Below are 19,364 nucleotides of genomic sequence, written 5' to 3' on the forward strand. Positions count from 1 at the left end.
ATCCGCCACCGCACTCGCCATTACAGCCTCAAATGCGGCGGTTGGGAAGTTACAAGGGGCGAGGGGCAAGGGCAAAGGCAAGGGGATGCATGGCCCGGTCCGTGCTGCGGACACCGTGCGGGTGCGCAAAAATTCGGTTGGACGTGAAACCAAGGGCGGGGCTTGAGCGTATTAGCTACACGTCACGAACCGGAGATCTGCCATGCCCCGTCAGAATTTCGCGCTTGCCGCCGCCGCTGTGGTCCTGTTCGCAAACGCTAGTCCGGCATCTGCCGAACAGCTTGCCGGCAATGATCTCAAGCAGTTCGTCAACGGCAAGCGGGTCTATCTGGAAACCCCGTTCGGGGGAGAGTTTCCGTTGAGCTACAAGCCCTCCGGCGTCGTCACCGGAGACGGAACCGCCCTCGGTCTCGGCAAGTATTTCCGTCCCAAGGAAAGCGGGAAATGGTGGGTCGATGGCGAGAACCTGTGCCAGAAATGGCCGACCTGGTACGATGGCAAGACCAGTTGCTTCCGAATCAGGAAGACCGGCGAACGTTCGCTCGACTGGGTGCGCGATGACGGACGCAGCGGCAGCGCCCGCATCGAAGGCTGAATTTCACCCATTTTTAACCATGATTTCCGCTGGGTCGCCCGATTGGGGCGGCCCATCGCAATTTTGCCATCTTGCGGGACGATCTAGGCTCGCGATCGGACTATCGATCGCATAGACTGACGGGGACGGCTTGCGCAGATGGTGATTTGCCGGGCCATAATGGCGAGAGCCAGAATATCGGGACGCGGTGTGGGACACGTGAATTCAAAACCAACCGGCGCAGGCCTGCGCCTTGCGGTCGCCGCGAGCGCCATCGCCGTGCTTTCCATCGGGCTTTCCGGTTGCGGGGCGACCTCGGGGTCGGGCGATACCTCGCACATCAACACCAAGACAAAATTCTCCGTGGCCGAATATGGCGTCGCAGCCAGCCCGCGCGTCACCACCGCCAAGCGCCCCCAGAAGGGCGGCGGCCGCGACATGGTCGGCAAGCCCTACAAGGTCAAGGGCAAGTGGTACACGCCGGCGGAAGACAAGGACTACGACCGCGCCGGACTGGCTTCCTGGTATGGTCCCAATTTCCATGGCCGGCTGACCGCCAATGGCGAGATCTACGACCAGTTTCATCTCTCCGCCGCCCATCCGACCTTCCCGCTGCCGAGCTATGCGCGGGTGACCAACAAGAAGAACGGCAATTCGGTGATCGTGCGCGTCAACGACCGCGGTCCCTATGCCCATGGCCGCATCATCGACGTGTCCAACCAGGCCGCCGAGCTTCTGGACATGAAGCGCGACGGGGTCGCCGCGGTGCGGGTGGAATATATCGGCCGCGCTCCGGTCGAGGGCGACGACACGCCTTACCTGATGGCAAGCTACCGGCCCGGTGGTTCCAATGAACCTGCGGGCGGCGTGATCGCCACCGGCGTGATGATGGCGATGAACACGGTGGAATCGGCGCTTCCGGGCGTCAACGGCGCGACGGCGGCGATGGCGCCGTCGGCTGCGATCGACACCGCCCAGGCCTTCCAGCCGGTCGAACAGGGATCTGCTTCCGCCTTCGCCTCCGAGCTTCCGCCCGGTTTCGCACTGCCCGAGATCGGCCCGGTGGTCGAGGACCGTCCGTCCTTCGGCACGCCCGTGGCCCAGCTTTCGAGCGATGGAGCAGCCGACGGGCTTTACGATGTCGGCCTGGCCTACTGGGGCGGGCGGGTGATCAAGACCGGACACCCCTTCGAGGCCGTGCTCGGCACGCGCGCCGCCGAGCGCTGAGCCGCCGGGGCAGGGGTGCCGCGCGCGCCCCGCATGAGGGCCCTGCCATGCGGCATTGATTGCCGCTGGCGAGATTGCTAGGCTTGCCCCCACATCTTTTCGTCACACTGGATTGAAATATGGCCCGGTTGGTCCTTGCCCGCCTGTTCCTCGTCGTCGCGCTTGCGAGCCTTGCCCTCACCGGTGGCGCGCGCGCGCAACTGTTCGAGACCAAGGCCCGCCAGGCCTACATGATCGATGCCGGCACCGGCACGGTGCTGTTTGCCAAGAACGAGAACGAACTGGTTCCGCCGGCGTCGCTCGCCAAGCTGATGACCATGGAGGTGGTGTTCAACGCCATTCGCACCGGGCGGCTGACCCTCGACGACACCTTCCAGGTCTCGGAAAATGCCTGGCGCACCGGTGGCGCGGCGTCGCGCACCTCGACCATGTTCGCCGAGCTCAAATCCTCGATCCGGCTCGAGGACCTGATCCAGGGCGTGATCGTGCAATCGGCCAATGACGGCTGCATCATCATCGCCGAGGGCATGGCCGGTTCCGAGGAGAATTTCGCGCGGCTGATGACCGAACGCGGCCGCGAGATCGGCCTCACCCAGTCCGTCTTCGGCAATTCCAACGGCTTGCCGCACCCCGATTCCAAGGTGACGATGAAGGACCTCGTCACGCTCGCGCGCCATATCCAGTCGACCTATCCCGAGTTCTACCGCTATTATTCGCAGAAGGATTTTACCTGGAACAAGATCCTGCAGCGCAACCGCAATCCCTTGCTGGCGCTCGATATCGGCGTGGACGGCATGAAGACCGGTTACACCGAAGGATCGGGCTACGGCATCGTCGCCTCGATCCAGCGGGACGGACGGCGGCTGTTCCTGGCCATGAGCGGGCTTGTCAGCGAGAGCGAACGCGCGGAAGAAGCGCGCAAGATGCTCGAATGGGGCATTCGCGCCTTCGAGAAGAAGACGCTGTTCGACAAGGACGAGACCATCGGCGAACTCGGCGTCTATGGCGGGGCGGGGTCGGCCATCGTCAAGGCGGAGGGCCCGGTCGATATCCTGGTGCCGATCACCAATCCGGATCGGCTGACGGCCCGAATCAACTACCGCTGGCCGCTGCGCGCGCCGCTCCAGGCGGGCACCCAGGTCGGCGTGCTCCGGGTCTTCATCGGCGATGTGCTGTCGCAGGAGACCCCGCTTTACGCCGTCAACGACGTCGACAAGGGGCCGCTGTATTCACAGGCCTTCGACGCCCTGATCGAACTTGCGCAATTCTGGCGATAACTGCGCAGCCAAACGTTCAATTGTGATCTGAAATGGGCTAGGTAGGTGGAACCGGGCGATGCCGGGCGACACACCAACAGATCCGGGGCCTTGCGCAGGGGAACTCCTTGCCGCGCCGCCACCGGGCCGGGAAACCATAGCGTGACGAAAACCACAGGGCGCTTCATCACATTCGAAGGCGGGGAGGGGGCCGGGAAATCCACCCAGATCCACCGCCTTGCAGGCGTGTTGCGCCGCCGCGGGCATGACGTGCTGGTCACCCGCGAACCCGGCGGCTCGGCCGGCGCCGAAGCCGTGCGCCACGTGCTGCTGTCGGGCGCCGCCGAGGAGTTCGGCGTGCGCATGGAGGCCGTGCTGTTTGCCGCCGCCCGCAGCGACCATGTCGAGGAGGTGATTCGGCCGGCGGTCGAGGAGGGCGCGGTCGTGCTGTGCGACCGGTTCATGGATTCAAGCCGGGTCTACCAGGGCGTGACCGGCAATCTCGAGCCGCATTTCGTGCGCAATCTCGAGCGCATCGCTGTCAATGCGATGACGCCGGACCTGACGCTGGTGCTCGATCTGCCCGCCGAAACCGGCCTGCGCCGGGCCAAGGCGCGGGAAGGCAAGAATGCGGCGCCGGACCGCTTCGAGAAGGAAGAACTGGCGACCCACGAGAAGCGCCGCGAGGCCTTTGTCGACCTCACGCGCACCGAACCCGACCGCTGCGTGCTGATCGACGCCCGCCAATCGCAGGACGCCGTGGCGCTCGCCATCCTGGCGGCGGTGGAGCCGCTGCTCGAGACCGAGGCGAGCGAGCGCCCTGCGCGGGACGGCAAGGCATGAATGGAGACAGTCCGGGTTTGCTGGAGGGCGCAATCCCGCCGCAAACCAACACAGCGCTGTTCGGTCATGACGCCGCGCAGGAATTCCTCGCCACCGCCTACCGCTCGGGGCGCATGCACCATGCCATCCTGATCGAGGGCGCCGAAGGCATCGGCAAGGCGACATTGGCCTACCGCTTCGCCCATCACGTGCTGTCACATCCCGACCCGCTTGAAGCCCCCGACCGCATCGCCGACCCCGATCCGCACGATGCGGTCAGCCGGCAGCTGGCGAGCGGCGCCTCGCACAACGTGCTGCACCTGTCCCGCCCGGTGGATGAAAAGACCGGCAAGGCCAAATCCGTCATCACCGTCGACGAGGTGCGTCGCGCCGGCAAGTTCTTCGCCCAGACCTCGGGCACCGGCAACTGGCGCATCGCCATCATCGATCCCGCCGACGATCTCAACCGCAACGCCGCCAACGCGATCCTCAAGATCCTCGAAGAGCCGCCGAAACGGGCGCTGTTTCTGGTCCTGTCGCACACGCCGGGCCGGCTTCTGCCCACCATCCGGTCGCGCTGCCTGTCGCTGCGGCTCGAGCCGCTGTCGGCCGAGGATCTTGATCGCGCGCTCGCCCATCTCGGCACCGCGCCCGGCGGAACGGATTCGATCGCCGACTTGAGCGAAGGCAGCGTCGCGCGCGCGCTGCTGTTGCGAAATTACGGCGGCGCCGAGATCGCCGAAGCCTTTGTCGACATCATCGAGCGCGGCAGTCTGATGAACCGCGAACCGATCTCTGCGCTCGCCGAGGGCCTGGCGGCCCGGGACCGCGACATCGCCTACCAGTTCTTCACCGAATTCGCCGTCGACCGGATCCAGGCCATGGCGCGTGCGGCCGGCCTGTCGGGCGATCTTGCGGAAGCCGACCGGCTGGCGCGGCTGTCGGCGGCGCTGCGGGAGCATTTCGGCACCGCCGCCGCCTACAATCTCGACCGCAAGCAGACCGTGCTCGGTGCCTTTTCCCTGATTTTTGCCTGACGCAAGGCATGGCATCGCGCGGCTTTATCGCTTATGACGGCTTCGGACATGGGCCGGCATTGCGGCCCGGATCGCAAGACCTTGAATGAAGGCGACCATGAGCACCGAGCGCTATTACATCACCACACCGATCTTCTATCCCAACGGGGTGCCGCATATCGGCCACGCCTATACGGCGATCGCGACAGATGTGATGGCGCGCTTCCAGCGGCTGGATGGCAAGGACGTGTTCTTCCTGTCGGGAACCGACGAGCACGGCCAGAAGATGCAGCAGACCGCCGAGAAGAACGGGATTTCGCCGATCGAACTCGCCGACCGCAACTCGGCCGTCTTCCGCGACATGCTCAAGCGGCTCAACTGCTCGAACGATGATTTCATCCGCACCACCGAGGCCCGCCACCGGGTCTCCGTGCAGGAATTGTGGCGACGGATGGAAGCCAATGGCGACATCTATCTCGGCAAATATGGCGGCTGGTATTCGGTGCGCCAGGAAGCCTATTTCGACGAGAGCGAGACCACGCTCGGCGAAGACGGCGTGCGCCGCGAGCCGCTCGGCTCGCCGGTCGAATGGGTCGAGGAGGAAAGCTATTATTTCCGCCTCTCCGCCTATGGCGACAAGCTGCTGGAGCTTTACGAGGCCAATCCCGGCTTCGTGATGCCGGCCGAGCGCCGCAACGAGGTGGCAAGCTTCGTGCGCGGCGGCCTCAAGGACCTGTCGATCTCGCGCACCACCTTCGATTGGGGCATCCCGGTGCCGGGCAACGACAAGCATGTGATGTATGTCTGGGTCGATGCGCTGACCAACTACATCACCGCCGCCGGGTTCCCGGACGAGACGGCCGAGAAATGGGGCTACTGGCCCGCGACCCACATCATCGGCAAGGACATCGTCCGCTTCCACGCGGTCTACTGGCCGGCCTTCCTGATGTCGGCGGGGCTTGAACTGCCGGCCCGCGTCTTCGCCCACGGGTTCTTGAACAACAAGGGCGAGAAGATGTCGAAGTCGGTCGGCAATGTCGTCGACCCGTTCGCGCTGATCGAGGAATACGGCCTCGACCAGGTGCGCTATTTCTTCATGCGCGACGTCTCTTTCGGCCAGGACGGCTCCTACAGCCACGAGGCGATCACGGCGCGGATCAATTCCGATCTCGCCAACGATCTCGGCAACCTGGCGCAGCGCTCGCTGTCGATGATCAACAAGAACTGCGAGGGCAGGGTGCCCGACCACGGCGATTTCACCGCCGAGGACGACGCCATCCTGAAGGCTGCCTACGGCATCTATGACAAGATGGTCGCGGAGATGGCGAACCAGCAGATCCACCGAGCGCTCGCCGCCGTCTGGGACGTGGTGTCGGAAGCCAACCGCTACTTTGCCTCCCAGGAGCCCTGGGCGCTCAAGAAGACCGATCCCGCACGCATGAACACGGTGCTCTACGTGACCGCCGAGATCATCCGCGTGGTCGGCGTCGCGATCCAGCCCTTCGTGCCGGAAAGTGCTGCGAAGCTTCTCGATCTCGTCGCCGTGCGCGAGGACAAGCGCGTGTTCCATGTGCGCCAGGCGGCCCTCGTGCCCGGCACCGAGCTGCCGAAGCCCGAAGGCGTGTTCCCGCGCTATGTGGAACGGGACGCGGAGGCCTGACGGAATGGCGGACTCCTTCGACGTGCATGCCCATCCGGTCATCGATACCCACTGCCATCTCGATTTCGACGATTTCGCGCCGGAACGGGACCAGGTGATCGGGCGTGCCCGGGATGCCGGACTGGCGCGCATGGTGACGATCTGCACCCGGGTCCGGAAATTCGACCGGATCAGGGCGGTCGCCGAAGCCTATGACGACGTGTTTTGCTCGGTCGGCACCCATCCGGGCAATGCCGGCGAGGAGCCGGACGTCACCACCGCCGAGATCGTCGAGCTTGCCAGGCACCCCAAATGCGTGGCGATCGGCGAGGCCGGGCTCGACTTCTTCTATCCCGACAATGCGCCGCGCGACGTGCAGCTCGCCGTGTTCCGGGCCAATATCGACGCGAGCCGCCAGACCGGATTGCCGCTGGTGATCCATTCGCGCGCGGCCGACGAGGACATGGCGGCGACGCTCGAGGAAGAGACGGGGAAGGGGCCCTTCCCCTTCATTCTCCATTGCTTTTCCGCCGGCCAGGAGCTCGCCAATGTCGGCGTCAGGCTCGGCGGCTACATCTCGTTTTCGGGCATCGTCACCTTCCCCAAATCCGAGGAGCTGCGCGCGATCGCGAAGACCGTGCCGCACGACCGGCTGCTGGTCGAGACCGATGCGCCGTATCTCGCGCCGCCGCCCAAGCGCGGCAAGCGCAACGAACCTTCCTATGTGGTTCACACAGCACGGGTTCTCGGCGAAACCATCGGCCTGTCGGAACCCAAGATCCGCGACCTGACGACGGAGAACGCCTACCGGCTGTTCACCCGCATGCCGAGGGCCGCGTAGGCGATGGCAAAGCTGCGCCGCCAGTTCACGGTCCTGGGCTGTTCGTCGTCGCCCGGCGTGCCGCGGGTGAACGGCGACTGGGGCGCGTGCGACCCGGAGAACCCGAAGAACCGGCGCAGCCGGGCTGCCTTCCTGATCCGCCAGATCGGAGCCGACGGCGGCGAGACCACGATCGCGATCGACACCGGCCCCGATTTCCGCGAGCAGATGATCGCCGCCCGCGTGCGCCATCTCGATGCGGTGCTCTACACCCACTCCCATGCCGACCACGTGCACGGGATCGACGATTTGAGGGGCTTTGCGCTGTCGCAGCGCATGCGCATTCCGATCCATGCCGCGCCCGAGACCATGGCGCATATCCGCGCGGGCTTCGGCTACTGCCTGGAGACGCCCGCGGGCAGCGACTATCCGCCGATCACCCGGCCGCACCTGATCAACGATCTCGACCAGCCGGTCCGCATCGAAGGCGCGGGCGGCCCGGTCGAGCTCATGCCGCTCGAGCAGGTGCACGGCTCGATCCGCTCGCTCGGTTTCCGCATCGGTGACGTGGCCTATTGCTGCGACGTCAGCGACTTTCCGAAACGGACCGTCGAAAAGCTGCAGGGCCTCGACCTGCTGATCGTCGACGCGCTGCAGTACAAACCGCATCCGAGCCACTTGTCGATCGATCAGGCGCTGTGGTGGATCGAGAAGCTCAAGCCCAGGCGGGCGATCCTGACCCACATGCATGTGCCGCTCGATTATGCGACCGTGCTGGCGGAAACGCCGGACCATGTCGAGCCGGCCTATGACGGACTGACCATCGAGCTGGAGACGAGCCCATGACCTCTCATCCGACCGCGACCGAAATGACCCCCGAGCTGATCGCGCCGGGCTCGAGCATGGCGCGGGTGGCCGCCGCTGCGGCCGAGGCCGGGCTTGCCATCCGCATCCTCAAGATGGAGCAGTCGACCCGCACCGCGCAGGAAGCGGCCGATGCCGTGGGCTGCGACGTCGCCCAGATCGTCAAGTCGCTGGTGTTCGAGAACAGCGCCACCGGCAAGCTCGACCTGATGCTGGTCTCTGGCGCGCACAATGCCGATATGGATTATATTTCAGATACCTACATCCTTTCCTTCGCGCGTTGCGACGGCCGCCGGGTGCGCGACGAAACTGGCTTCGCCATCGGCGGTGTGGCGCCCATCGGTCATCTCAAGCCGATCGCGGTCTATCTGGACCGGACCTTGCTCGACCACGCCGTGGTCTGGGCAGCCGCGGGCCGGCCCGACAGCGTCTTCAGCGTCGATCCGGTCGCGCTCGCAAGCGCCATCGGCGCCAAGATCATCGACGTGCGCGCCGCTGGCTGAGGTTTTCGCGCCAAGCCTGCGCGGCGTCGCTCAGGTCTGATGGCCGCTTTCAAGCCAGCTCAGGATCTCCGCCGTGTGGTCGCCACGCGCCGGCAGCGGGCGCGGCGCGCGCTCTTCTCCTGTCGAAAACCGCGGCGCCGGCGCTGCCTGAAACACGCCGTCGATCTCGCGCCAGACGCCGCGCGCGGCCATGTGTGGATCGGCCGCGGAAGAGCGCGGATCGAGGGCAGGGGCCACGCAGGCATCCGACCCCTCGAACAGCTTCTCCCAGTGCGCGCGCGGCTGCTTCGCGAAGAGCCCGGCCAGCAGCGCGGTCTGTTTCGGCCACGCATCGGCGTCGAATTGCTGCGTGAAATCAGGATCGTCCGACAGGCCCATCAGATCCAGGAACGCGGCGTAGAATTTCGGCTCCAGACACTGCACGGACATGAAGCCGCCATCGGCGCAGGCGTAGCAGCGGCTCCAGTGCGGCCCGTCGAGCAGGCTTCGTCCGCGCGCGATGGCAAGCCCTCCGGTCTGGCCCAGCGCCATCAGCAGGTTCATCATATGCGCCGAGCCGTCGACGATCGCGGCGTCCACCACCGTGCCGCCGCGGCCGGCACGTGCGGCAAGCACGCCGGAGAGAATGCCGGCCACCAGATAGAGCGCGCCGCCGCCGATATCGCCGACCAGCGTCGGCGGCGTGAACGGCGGCTCGCCGGCATTGCCGCCATACCAGGCCGCGCCCGACAGAGAAACGTAGTTGAGGTCATGGCTGGCCGTCTGCGCCCGCGGTCCGGTCTGGCCCCAGCCAGTCATGCGGCCATAGACCAGATCCGGATTGACCGCCATCAACGCGTCTGGACCGAGGCCGAGCCGCTCCATGACGCCGGGCCGGAATCCTTCGATCAACGCTCCGGACCGGCCGACGAGCTGTTTCAGCACCGCGACGTCGTCCGGCGCCTTGAGGTCGAGTTCGATCGATCGCTTGCCGCGGTCGATCACCGATCGCTCCGGCATGCCCGGCGCCGGCCGACCGTGCTTGCGATGGACGACGATCACATCCGCGCCCAGATCGGCCAGCATCATGGCTGCGAACGGCGCCGGTCCCAGCGCCTCGATTTCGATGATCCGCAATCCTTCGAGCATGCTATCCCCATGGAACGAATGGAATGATCAGTCGCGACAGCCGTGCAGGCCATGGCGTGCCGGTGTGCCGCACGACTAGACCACAGATTTGCGCCGCATGCACTTGCGGGCTGCAAACCGGCCGGCGAAATCTCGCACAGCGCTTCGACAAACGGATGCAGGCTGTTGATTTACATGTGAAAACAAGTGGCGCTGAAGGCCAGCGATTTCCACCTGATGGATGGACAATAGTTCCATAATCCATCTTATGCGATTTTTGTTTGGCGGTGATTGCCGCGGCCGAGACGTGCCGGCGCATGGGCGCTCCAGCGTTTGCTGACGCCAGACGACACAGTGCTGCGAGACCTTGTCCCCTGACGCGCTGCTGCCCCGAGATGGCCGTCAACATCTGCGCCCCGCGTTGGTCTATCCGTTCAGGCTCTTCAGCACCAGCCGGTACACCGCACCTTTTGCCGTCTCGTCGCAAGGCCATGCGACCCATTCCCGATCCAGCGTCAGGCGTCCGGCCGGAACCAGGTGCCGCGCGATCTCGGCCGGCGTGGTGTCGTCGCGCGTCCCGTTCTCCCAGTCATGAAAGGCTGTCGAGTATCGAACCATCGCTCCGCTGACCGGCAGATCGAGCAAGCCACCCTCGGCAAAAAATCTCAACCCGTCGCCCATTTCCTCGCCGATGAGTTTGAGCCTGGGTCCCAAGCGATGTTTGAGGATGGCGACAAACACGATCGCGGCGGAAAACGTGAACTTGTCGACGAGCAAGACGACCTGCCTGCCTGGGTCTTCGGTGACGGCATCGATCAAGGGCAGCGTTTGGAGGAAGTCGCCCCCGGTGTTTCCGCGAACGTCTATCAGCAGCGTCCGTCCCGTGCTGCGGCGTACTTGCTCGGCGGCACACGAGATGGCTTCCGGCAGCGCAGTTTCCCTCGGATCGAAGAAGCTTGGCAAGGATATCGCAAGCCCGAGGCCCTGCCAGTCCTCAATCTCCGCGTATCTTTGTGGCTGCCAGGCCGGATCGGCCTTGCCATGCTCGTTTCTCGGATAGAGCCTCGATGCCGGAACCGTATGCCCGTTGTCCATTTTCAGTTCGGTTGTCCGCCCGTTCTCGTCCTTGACGCGATAGGTGGTGGCCTCCCCTGACGAAACGCCAAGGCGAGCCAGGGCATGGGGCCATGCGAGAAGAATCGGGCCGATGACCCGTTTCCGCTGGTGCGTTCCCGCCAGGAACCTCGCCGCAGCGGCTTCGATTTGGCCGACAGCTGTGCCATTGACGGCTAGCAGTTCCCGCCCCGGACCCGGTGTCTCCTGGGCGGTGTCCATCAACTGCACCCCTCTGCCGACGCTCACGAATCTCAGCGGGAGCACGGAGATGGCCCCATTCGGGATCAGCCGGGTCTGTCCGTTGTCGGGCAGCGCCAGCAGGCGCATCGCGGACAACAGAAAGGCGTCTCTGGACCCCTCCAGAGCGGAGCGTCGTGCGTCACGAAGACAGCGGTCCATCGCCGCCTGCCCGATCCGCCGAAAGCTGGGATCGGTTGGCAGCACAGTTTCCAGGATGTTGTCGAGGTCTTGCGTCAGGGACATGGGCCACGGTGTGCACAGGTGAACAGCGATGTCCAGATCGGGCCCGAACTCGCGGCCCCTCTGCCCGACTGAACACACGCCTGCCCCGCAGTCAGGCTTTCCGTGACAGGATCAATGCCAGCGTCGAAGACGCAGCGCCGAAGGCACATGTGCCGGTCCAGCCCCAGGCGGCGAAGGCTGCGCCGCCGAGACCCGCACCCACGGCGCCCCCGGCGAGCATGGTGGCCATGAAAACGGTGTTGAGCCGGCTGCGTGCGGTCGGATCGAGCGCATAGACGCGCGCCTGGTTGGCGACCTGCGAGGACTGCACCGCCAGGTCGAGGATCAGGATGCCGACAACCAGTGCAACGAGCGAGCCCTGCCAGAGCCCGAAAATAAGAAAGGCCAGCACGACAAGCCCCGCGCCGGAAGAGACGACGATCCCCGGCCCCTTCCGGTCCGCAAAGCCGCCGGCAATAGGTGCCGCAAGCGCGCCCGCGACGCCGACAAGCGCCAGCAGGCCGACCTCCGTGCCGCCGAAGCTGAACGGCGGCTCGGCCACCAGCAAGGCAAGATTGGACCAGAAACCGATAAAGGCTGCGAAGATCAGGAACTGCACGGCGACCGCGTTCCGCAGCACCGCATGGGTCCGGACCAGGGTCCACAGCGAGCCCAGCAGGCCGGCATAGCTCAACCCGGTCGTCGGTGGAACGCGGGGCAGCCAGATGGCCAGGGCCACGCCCACGGCTGTCATCAGCGCCGCCGCAAACCAGAATACGTGGGCCCAGCCCCACAGGTCGGAGATCGTGCCGCTGATCGTGCGGGCGAGCAGGATGCCGATGAGAATGCCGCCCGTCACCTTGCCGAGAACGCGCCCGCGCTCCCCGGCCGGAGCCAGATGCACGGCCAGGGGCACGATCTGCTGGGCGACCGTGGCGAACAGGCCGACTGCCAGGCTTGCCGTTGCAAGCCAGAGGAAATTCGGAGAGACGGCCGCGCCGACCAGCGCCACCACCAAAGCCGCAATGGTCGCGAGAATCAGCGACTTGCGTTCCAGCCGATCGCCGAGCGGCGCGAGAAAGAGCACGCCGAGCGCATTTCCGGCCTGCGTCAGCACCGGCACGAGCGCTGCGGCGCCGGATGCCAGTCCAAACTCCCCCTTCAGGTGGCCGAGAAAGGCCTGGTTGTAGTAGCTGTTGGCAACAGCCGCCCCGGCGCCGATCGCCAGGAGGCGGGTGAGTGCCGCGGTCAAATGGTCAGGGCCGGGAGATCGAACTGTCATGGCTGCAGAGATACAGTTCGTGCGCTGCGCCACAAATGATATCTGTTGGCGAATGATTTAGTTCAGCTAAACTCGAAACCATGACCCTGCCCGTTTCATTCAGCGCGTTGCGCGCCTTCGTCGAAGTCGGACGACACGGCAGCATCAAGCGTGCCGCGTCGGAATTGAATGTCACGCCCGGCGCCGTGAGCCAGCAGATCAAGGCTCTGGAGGCGCAGTTCGGCATTCAACTGCTCAAGCGCGGAAACCGCGAGGTGAAGCTCACGCCCCAGGGGCTGCGGCTGTTTGGCATGATTGCGCCGGGCTTCGAGCAGATCGACACGGCCGTTCAGGCTTTTTACGATCGCCGCCCGAACCTGCGGTCTCTCGTCATCAGCACCACGCCCGCCTTGGCGTCCTGCTGGCTGGCGCCGCGCTTCGGCGGGTTCACCGCGCAGCATCCCCAGATCGAGATACGGGTCGACTCCTCGGTCGATCTCACGGATTTGAAGCGCGGACCGGTCGACATCGCGATCCGGCATGGCTCCGGCGATTATCCCGGTCTCGATACGGCCTTGCTGCACCGGCCCTCGCTGGTGGCGGTCGCAAGCCCCCGGCTTGTGCGGGATGGCCCCCTCGCCGCTCCGCTCGATTGCCTGCGCTACCCGCTGCTGCAGGACCGCGATCGCGTCGACTGGACCACATGGTTTCAGGCACTTGGAGCAAGGCCGGGCCGCACCGCAACAAAAGGGCCGAGCTACGCCGACGACAACCTGCTGATCCAGGGAGCGGTTGCCGGACAGGGGCTCGCCGTCGTGCGTGACATCTATGCCGCCGATGCCCTGCAATCCGGACGGATCGTGCTGGCCTTCGAAGCGGCGGTTCCGACGAAGGAGGGGTATTTCGTCGTCGTCGATCCGGACAAGCTCACCGTACCGAAGATTGCGGCTTTCCGGCAATGGATCCTGCGCGAGGCCGGCCGGGCGTGAGCCCGCCTTGTGCCGCGGCGCTTCGCCCGCGCCCCATCCCTTGCACGCCCCTGCCGGTTGGCTTATCCCGGTAGCACAGCCTGTTTCTGCGGAGTTTTTTCCTCATGTCCTTTGCCAAGCTTGACGATCATTGCCGTGCGCTCGGCGCGCTCGAACACGCGCTCTCCATTCTCGGCACCGACGAGGCGGTCAACATGGCGCCGGGCGGCGGCGAAGCGCGCGCGGAAGCCATGGCCGGCCTGTCGGGCATGTATCACCGCCAGGCGACCGATCCGCACGTGCCGGACTGGATCGCGGCCGCCAGGGCTGAAGAATTGACGCAGGAGCAGCGGGTCGCGGTCGATGAGCTCGAACGCAGCTATGTCAACCTGACCTGCCTGCCCCCCGAATTCGTCGAGCGCAAGATGCGCACCGGCATGCGCTCGGAGCAATTGTGGCGCACCGCGCGGCCCAAGGGCGACTGGGAGGCGTTCCGCCCCGCACTCGAAGGCGTGGTGGCGCTGATGCGTGAGGAAGCGGCGATGCGCGCCGAGGTGCTGGGCCTTGCGCCCTATGATGCGCTGATGGAGCAGTTCGATCCCGGCAACCGCTCCGCGGATATCACCCCGGTCTTTGCCGAACTCAAGGCGTTTCTGGTCGATTTCCTGCCGCGGGCGCTTGCCGTCCAGGAACAGCGCCGCGCCCGGCATCCGCTGAAGCCGCTGTCGGGCGATTACCCGGTCGAGCGGCAGAAATCGCTGGGGCTGGCGATGATGCAGGCCGTCGGCTTCGACATGAACCATGGCAGCCTTTCGGTCTCGGATCATCCGTTCTGCGGCGGGGTGCCGACCGATGTGCGCATGACCACGCGCTACCGCACCGACGAGTTCCTCTCGGCGCTGATGGGAATCCTGCACGAGACCGGCCACGGGCTCTACGAGCAGAACCTGCCCAAGGCGTGGGCGCACTGGCCCTCGGGCAAGGCGCGCGGCATGGCACTGCATGAAAGCCAGAGCCTGTTCGTCGAGAAGCAGATCGGCCGCAATCCCGCCTTCTGGCACTTCGCCCTGCCCCTGGTCGACGCCCATCTGAAGGAAAGCTGGACGATCGAGGATCTGCTGCCGCATGTGCATCAGGTCACGCGCGGCAAGATCCGGGTCGACGCCGACGAGGTGACCTACCCGCTGCACGTGATCCTGCGCTATGAGCTCGAGCAGGAGCTTCTGTCCGGCCGGCTCGAGGTTCGGGACCTGCCGGAAGCCTGGGACGCGAAAATGCAGGCCTCGCTCGGCATCTCCACGCTCGACGACCCGAAAAACGGGCCGATGCAGGACGTGCACTGGCCCTCGGGCGCCTTCGGCTATTTCCCGTCCTACACGCTGGGCGCCCTGATGGCGGCGCAGCAATGGGCGGCGATCGCCCGGCTCAATCCCGATGTCGACGCGGAAATCTCGAAGGGCGATTTCACCATGGTCAATGCCTGGCGGCGCGACAATATCTGGCTCAAGGCCTCGACCGGCTCGACGCCCGAAATCCTCGAGCAGGCAACCGGCGAAGCGCTCAACCCGGCGCATTTCATCGCCCATCTCGAAGCCCGCTACGGCGGTTAGGCGCAGCCTTCCCGCACCTTCGTTGGGAGCGCTTCGGCGTCGGTCTCGAGCTTCGGTCGGTCCCGGTGGGTGCGGCAGAAACGCCGCAGACCGGCGCGATTCCGGCGAATGCCTTGTTGGTGAAATCCGTGGGAGGGGCTGCCGGAGGGCGGCCCCTGCCCGTCACGCGGCCGGCGCCGCCGGTGTGACCGTGCTCGCCTTCATTGCCGCATCGCGGCGGCGCTTGCGTTCGCGCATGATCGTGTAGAGCCCCGTGGCGATGATGATGCCGGCGCCGGTCAGCGTGAAGACGTCGGGGAACTCGCTGAACACCAACATGCCGACGATGGTGGAAAACACCAGTCGCGAATAGCGGAACGGCGTGACCACAGAGATCTCGCCGATGCGGGTGGCCTCGGTCAGCGCCCAATAGGCCAGTACCCCGACCGACAGTGCGCCCGCCATGTAGGAGGTCTCCTGCAAGCTCGGCACCACGGCGCCGCCCTCGATGGCAAGCAGCGCCGCGCCCGACACGCCCACGGAGAAGAACCCCCAGGCCGACAATTGCAGCGAGGTCGTCGTCTTCGGCACCTTGCGGCTGGCAAGATCGCGGATCGCGAGACCGATCACCCCCGCCACGGCCCACAGCACTTCCGGCTCGAACCCGTCCAGCCCCGGGCGGATCACCAGCACCACGCCGAAGAACCCCACCAGGATGGCGGTCCAGCGCCGCCAGCCCACGGCCTCGCCCAGCACCAGCGCCGCCCCCATCGTCACCAGCAGCGGCGTGGCCTGCAGGATGGTGGTGGCGGTGGCAAGCGGGATCAGGCTCAGGGCCGTGACGAAGCAAACGCCCCCGATCATCTCGGTCAGGTTGCGGATGACGACCGCGGGGTGAAAGAAGCCCTTCGAGACGACGCTTGTCCCCTTGAACACGGCATAGGCCGTGAACATCAGCGCGCCGGCAAAGCCGAGAATCATCAGGATCTCGCCCACCGGCAGGCCGGAGGCGGCGGCGAGCTTGATGAACATGTCCTCGCCCGCAAAGCCGAGCATTCCGAGAACCATCAGCATGATGCCGCGCATATTGTCCATTGTTGCCGATCCCGGTTGGATGAATGGGGTGGGCGGTACCGAGACCGTCCCTCGTCCCCTAGCCGGTTTGCGGGGCCGGCGAAAGCCTTTCGGGCGGTTGCGGCAAAATTAGCTTGGAGGCACGCCTTCGCCCGCACGCAATGCCGAAACGATCCGGCCGAGCATGCTCAAAAACAGCTCCTGCTCCGCCACCGGCAGCCCTCCGAGCACGACGGCATTGGCCTCGCGCGCGACGGCGGTCGCCTGAGCCTCAAGCGCCCGCGCCGCCTCCGTCAGGCTCACGATCTGCGCGCGCCGGTCGTCGGGATGCGGCCGCCGCTCGATCTGTCCGTCCCGCTCCATCCGCCCCAGCGTATTGGCCATGGTCGCCTGCTCCACGCCGAGCCGCGCGGTGAGCATGCGCTGGGTCTGCCCGTCCTCGCTCCACAATTCGCTCAGCACCAGGAATTGCGCCGGCGACAGGCCGAGCGGCGCCAGCCGTCGCTGCAGCGCCGCCGTGTAAAGCCGGGCTATCTCGCTTGCGAGAACGCCGGCGGACCGGGATTTGTCAAAGCTCATGGCGCCTGCCTAGCATTAAACAGCATGCTATGCAATAATAGATAGCGCGCTGTTTATCTGGCCGTGCGTTCCCGAATTCGGCTGAAAGGCCTCGGTCCCAGGATCGGGTGAACCGGATCGGGTGGAGATGGCCGGGCGCCCGGACGCGGGCCTCCAGTCCGCCCCCTGCCCGCGTCCTGTTGCCCTTGCAGATTTCCGGCTATAGGCAAGGCGGCCGCGCGCTGCGGTTTCGCCCAGGAGAGCCGCCGATGATCGACATTGCCGCCTATGCGAGCCTCTTCCTGTCGGCCTTTCTGGCGGCGACCCTGATCCCGGCGCAGTCGGAAAGCGTGCTCGCAGGACTGATCCTGGCGGGCGGTCGGCCGGTGCTGCTGCTCGTGGCCGTCGCCAGCCTCGGCAATATCCTGGGCTCCGTCCTCAACTGGCTGATCGGCCGCGGCGTCGAACGTTTCAGGGGCCGCAGCTGGTTCCCCGCAAGCCCGGCACAGCTGGACCGTGCGCAGCGACACTACAGCCGCTTCGGCTACTGGTCGCTGCTTCTGGCCTGGGTGCCGGTGATCGGCGACCCGCTGACGTTGGTTGCGGGCATTCTGCGCGAGCCGCTGTGGCGCTTCCTGTTGCTGGTCTCGCTCGGCAAGGTCGCCCGTTATGCCGTGCTGGCAGCGGGGCTCGGTGCGTTTGCGTGAGGAGCCGGCCTGCCTGCCCACGCGTGGAGAGAGTTCCGCGCGGCCGGCAAAAGGGGCTTCCGTCTGTCCCGGAATAGGGTAACCTGCGCCGATGGGACATGGTCTTGTGGTACTTTTGCTCGCCGCCTTTCCGCTGATGGGAAGCCCCGGGCCCGCGACCCTGAGCACCGCCGCGATCGGATCGGCCTACGGGGCCCGGCGCGGCGTGCCCTATCTCGGCGGCATCATTGCCGGCACGGCCACGGTGCTTGTGCTCATTGCCACCGGCATGACCGGGCTGATCCTGACCCAGCCGGCGCTGGTCAACGCCATCACCGTGCTGGCCATCGGCTACATTCTCTATCTCGCCTACCGGATCGCCACCGCGCCCGTGATGTCGAAGGCGGGCGCCGCCGACAAGGCGCCGTCCTTCACGAGCGGCTATGTGCTCGCGGTGGCCAATCCGAAAGCCTTCGCCGCCATCGGCGCGGTCTATTCGGGCAGCGTGCTCGTCCCCGGCGACGTGGTGCTCGACGCGGCGATCAAGCTCGCCGCGCTGACAGGTGTGATCATCGCCGTCAATTCCGCCTGGCTGGTGTTCGGCTCCGCGCTGTCATCGGTGCTGAGCGATCCCGCCAAGGGGCGCATCGCCAATGTGGCATTCGCCCTGCTCCTGGTCGGATCGGTGGTGCTGGCGGTTCTCTGAAGCCGACCCGGTCGCGCCGCTGTGGCGCGTCAGGAGGTGACGCCGGTCGAAACCGGCCGGTTGATCCTGTCGAGAGCCGCCACCACCATCGGCTTGAAGCCTTCGGTGCCCTGGTCGGTGATCTCGAACAGCTTCGCGCGCATGCGCGGATCCCAGAACTTGTTGATGTGGTCTGCCACGCCCTCCACCTGCTCGTCCTCAGGCTGGGACGCGAAAAACGTGGCGATCTGGTTGGCCTGGTAGATCAGCTTGTCAGGCGACATCGTGTTTCTGTCCTTCGATGATCCGGTCGGGCCGGGTGAAAATGTCAAAATCCGCGCCGCGGGCAATGCCGATGAGCGTCAGGCCTGCCTGTTCGGCCGTGCGCACCGCGAGCGCCGTCGGCGCCGAGACCGAGACGAGCACGCCCGCGCCGGCGATCGCCGCCTTCTGCACCATGTCGACCGAGATGCGGCTGGTGAGCACGACGACGCCCTCGGCCGCATCGAGGCGCGCGCGCGCCATGGCGCCGATCAGCTTGTCGAGCGCATTGTGGCGGCCGACATCCTCGCGCACCAGCGCCATGCCCCTGCCCGGCCGGTAGAAGCCGGCGGCGTGCACCGCCCCCGTTTCCGCCCGCAGCACCTGATGCAGGGTGAGCGATTGCACCGCGTCGTGCACTTCGTCGGGGGCGAGCGTCAGCGCCACGTCCCGCCGCTGCGGCAGCGCGCGCAGCGCTTCCTCGATCGATTCGATGCCGCACAAGCCGCAGCCCACGGGGCCGGCCATCTTGCGCCGGCGCGCGGAAAACCGGGTCTGAAGCGCGGGATCGAGCTGGATCTGCACGTCAAAGCCTTGTTCCGCCTCGACGATGTCGAGCGACATGACGTCCGTCGGCCTGTGCGCGATCGCCTCGGAGAGCGCAAAACCGATGCCGAAATCCTCGAGATCATTGGGCGTCGCCATCATCACCGCCTGGGTCGTGCCGCCGAAGCTGAGCGCCACCGGAACCTCTTCGGGCAGCGCCCGCATGCCCGGCGTGGCAATGCCGCCGCGGACCGCGATCCGCGATATCGTGGCCTTGCTGGCTGCGGCCTCCACCATGCTCGCTCCTCCTCTCGCGCCGGCGACGCGCCG

At 66.1% G+C, this 19,364-nt stretch carries 20 protein-coding genes; 13 read left to right on the plus strand and 7 right to left on the minus strand.

Annotated elements, in window-relative coordinates:
- The first annotated feature begins 202 nt into the window (after window positions 1–202).
- The 9 genes from AWJ14_RS07540 (at window position 203) to AWJ14_RS07580 (ending at window position 8,721) form a co-directional block, all read left to right on the plus strand.
- The gene (locus tag AWJ14_RS07540; protein ID WP_066176991.1) at window positions 203–595 is read left to right on the plus strand and encodes a hypothetical protein; all 393 of its coding nucleotides are present in this window, start codon (window positions 203–205) and stop codon (window positions 593–595) included.
- A 198-nt stretch (window positions 596–793) separates the two neighbouring features.
- Window positions 794–1,801 (plus strand): septal ring lytic transglycosylase RlpA family protein, encoded by a 1,008-nt coding sequence (locus tag AWJ14_RS07545; RefSeq protein WP_066176993.1) that lies wholly within the window; start codon window positions 794–796, stop codon window positions 1,799–1,801.
- 119 nt (window positions 1,802–1,920) lie between these two features.
- A complete protein-coding gene (locus AWJ14_RS07550) occupies window positions 1,921–3,078 on the plus strand; it encodes a D-alanyl-D-alanine carboxypeptidase family protein (RefSeq protein WP_066176995.1) in 1,158 nt (385 codons plus the stop codon).
- Between the two features lie 141 nt (window positions 3,079–3,219).
- The gene (gene tmk, locus AWJ14_RS07555) at window positions 3,220–3,900 is read left to right on the plus strand and encodes a dTMP kinase (protein ID WP_066176996.1); all 681 of its coding nucleotides are present in this window, start codon (window positions 3,220–3,222) and stop codon (window positions 3,898–3,900) included.
- A complete protein-coding gene (locus AWJ14_RS07560; protein WP_066176998.1) occupies window positions 3,897–4,916 on the plus strand; it encodes a DNA polymerase III subunit delta' in 1,020 nt (339 codons plus the stop codon). Before tmk ends, AWJ14_RS07560 begins: the two co-directional genes overlap by 4 nt.
- A gap of 97 nt (window positions 4,917–5,013) precedes the next feature.
- Complete coding sequence (gene metG / locus AWJ14_RS07565) at window positions 5,014–6,555, plus strand: methionine--tRNA ligase (RefSeq protein WP_066177166.1); 1,542 nt, start codon at window positions 5,014–5,016, stop codon at window positions 6,553–6,555.
- 4 nt (window positions 6,556–6,559) lie between these two features.
- A complete protein-coding gene (locus AWJ14_RS07570) occupies window positions 6,560–7,375 on the plus strand; it encodes a TatD family hydrolase (protein WP_066177000.1) in 816 nt (271 codons plus the stop codon).
- A gap of 3 nt (window positions 7,376–7,378) precedes the next feature.
- Window positions 7,379–8,200, plus strand: a complete 822-nt coding sequence (locus tag AWJ14_RS07575; protein WP_066177002.1) for an MBL fold metallo-hydrolase — start codon at window positions 7,379–7,381, stop codon at window positions 8,198–8,200.
- The gene (locus AWJ14_RS07580) at window positions 8,197–8,721 is read left to right on the plus strand and encodes a YbaK/EbsC family protein (protein WP_066177003.1); all 525 of its coding nucleotides are present in this window, start codon (window positions 8,197–8,199) and stop codon (window positions 8,719–8,721) included. The genes AWJ14_RS07575 and AWJ14_RS07580 overlap by 4 nt, the downstream gene beginning before the upstream one ends.
- Window positions 8,722–8,751: 30 nt before the next feature.
- Here AWJ14_RS07580 and AWJ14_RS07585 read toward each other — a convergent pair whose 3' ends face one another.
- The 3 genes from AWJ14_RS07585 to AWJ14_RS07595 all read right to left on the minus strand — a co-directional run bounded on the left by AWJ14_RS07585 (window position 8,752) and on the right by AWJ14_RS07595 (window position 12,658).
- Window positions 8,752–9,849: a CaiB/BaiF CoA transferase family protein gene (locus AWJ14_RS07585; RefSeq protein WP_066177004.1), complete on the minus strand. Its 1,098-nt coding sequence runs from the start codon at window positions 9,847–9,849 to the stop codon at window positions 8,752–8,754.
- Window positions 9,850–10,254: 405 nt separating this feature from the next.
- Complete coding sequence (locus tag AWJ14_RS07590; protein ID WP_066177170.1) at window positions 10,255–11,427, minus strand: S41 family peptidase; 1,173 nt, start codon at window positions 11,425–11,427, stop codon at window positions 10,255–10,257.
- A 91-nt stretch (window positions 11,428–11,518) separates the two neighbouring features.
- Window positions 11,519–12,658 carry an MFS transporter gene (locus tag AWJ14_RS07595; protein ID WP_245304169.1) on the minus strand — a complete coding sequence of 380 codons (1,140 nt, stop codon included), beginning with the start codon at window positions 12,656–12,658 and terminating at the stop codon, window positions 11,519–11,521.
- A 110-nt stretch (window positions 12,659–12,768) separates the two neighbouring features.
- Between AWJ14_RS07595 and AWJ14_RS07600 the strand changes: the two genes are divergently transcribed.
- The gene (locus AWJ14_RS07600) at window positions 12,769–13,656 is read left to right on the plus strand and encodes a LysR substrate-binding domain-containing protein (protein ID WP_066177007.1); all 888 of its coding nucleotides are present in this window, start codon (window positions 12,769–12,771) and stop codon (window positions 13,654–13,656) included.
- A 104-nt stretch (window positions 13,657–13,760) separates the two neighbouring features.
- Window positions 13,761–15,245: a carboxypeptidase M32 gene (locus AWJ14_RS07605; RefSeq protein WP_066177009.1), complete on the plus strand. Its 1,485-nt coding sequence runs from the start codon at window positions 13,761–13,763 to the stop codon at window positions 15,243–15,245.
- 162 nt (window positions 15,246–15,407) lie between these two features.
- Here AWJ14_RS07605 and AWJ14_RS07610 read toward each other — a convergent pair whose 3' ends face one another.
- Window positions 15,408–16,319, minus strand: a complete 912-nt coding sequence (locus AWJ14_RS07610) for a DMT family transporter (protein WP_066177011.1) — start codon at window positions 16,317–16,319, stop codon at window positions 15,408–15,410.
- A 108-nt stretch (window positions 16,320–16,427) separates the two neighbouring features.
- Complete coding sequence (locus AWJ14_RS07615) at window positions 16,428–16,877, minus strand: MarR family winged helix-turn-helix transcriptional regulator (protein WP_066177013.1); 450 nt, start codon at window positions 16,875–16,877, stop codon at window positions 16,428–16,430.
- Window positions 16,878–17,125: 248 nt separating this feature from the next.
- Between AWJ14_RS07615 and AWJ14_RS07620 the strand changes: the two genes are divergently transcribed.
- A complete protein-coding gene (locus AWJ14_RS07620) occupies window positions 17,126–17,563 on the plus strand; it encodes a YqaA family protein (protein ID WP_066177014.1) in 438 nt (145 codons plus the stop codon).
- A 106-nt stretch (window positions 17,564–17,669) separates the two neighbouring features.
- A complete protein-coding gene (locus AWJ14_RS07625) occupies window positions 17,670–18,248 on the plus strand; it encodes a LysE family translocator (protein ID WP_245304170.1) in 579 nt (192 codons plus the stop codon).
- Window positions 18,249–18,277: 29 nt separating this feature from the next.
- On the opposite strand, the gene AWJ14_RS07630 is transcribed toward AWJ14_RS07625, so the two are convergent.
- Entirely contained in the window at window positions 18,278–18,511 is a 234-nt protein-coding gene (locus tag AWJ14_RS07630; RefSeq protein WP_066177018.1) for a formate dehydrogenase subunit delta, read from the minus strand.
- Window positions 18,501–19,331 carry a formate dehydrogenase accessory sulfurtransferase FdhD gene (gene fdhD / locus AWJ14_RS07635; protein ID WP_066177020.1) on the minus strand — a complete coding sequence of 277 codons (831 nt, stop codon included), beginning with the start codon at window positions 19,329–19,331 and terminating at the stop codon, window positions 18,501–18,503. The genes AWJ14_RS07630 and fdhD overlap by 11 nt, the downstream gene beginning before the upstream one ends.
- Window positions 19,332–19,364: the final 33 nt, after the last annotated feature.

Source organism: Parahoeflea olei, from assembly GCF_001703635.1.
GTDB classification, from domain to species: Bacteria; Pseudomonadota; Alphaproteobacteria; order Rhizobiales; family Rhizobiaceae; genus Hoeflea; species Hoeflea olei.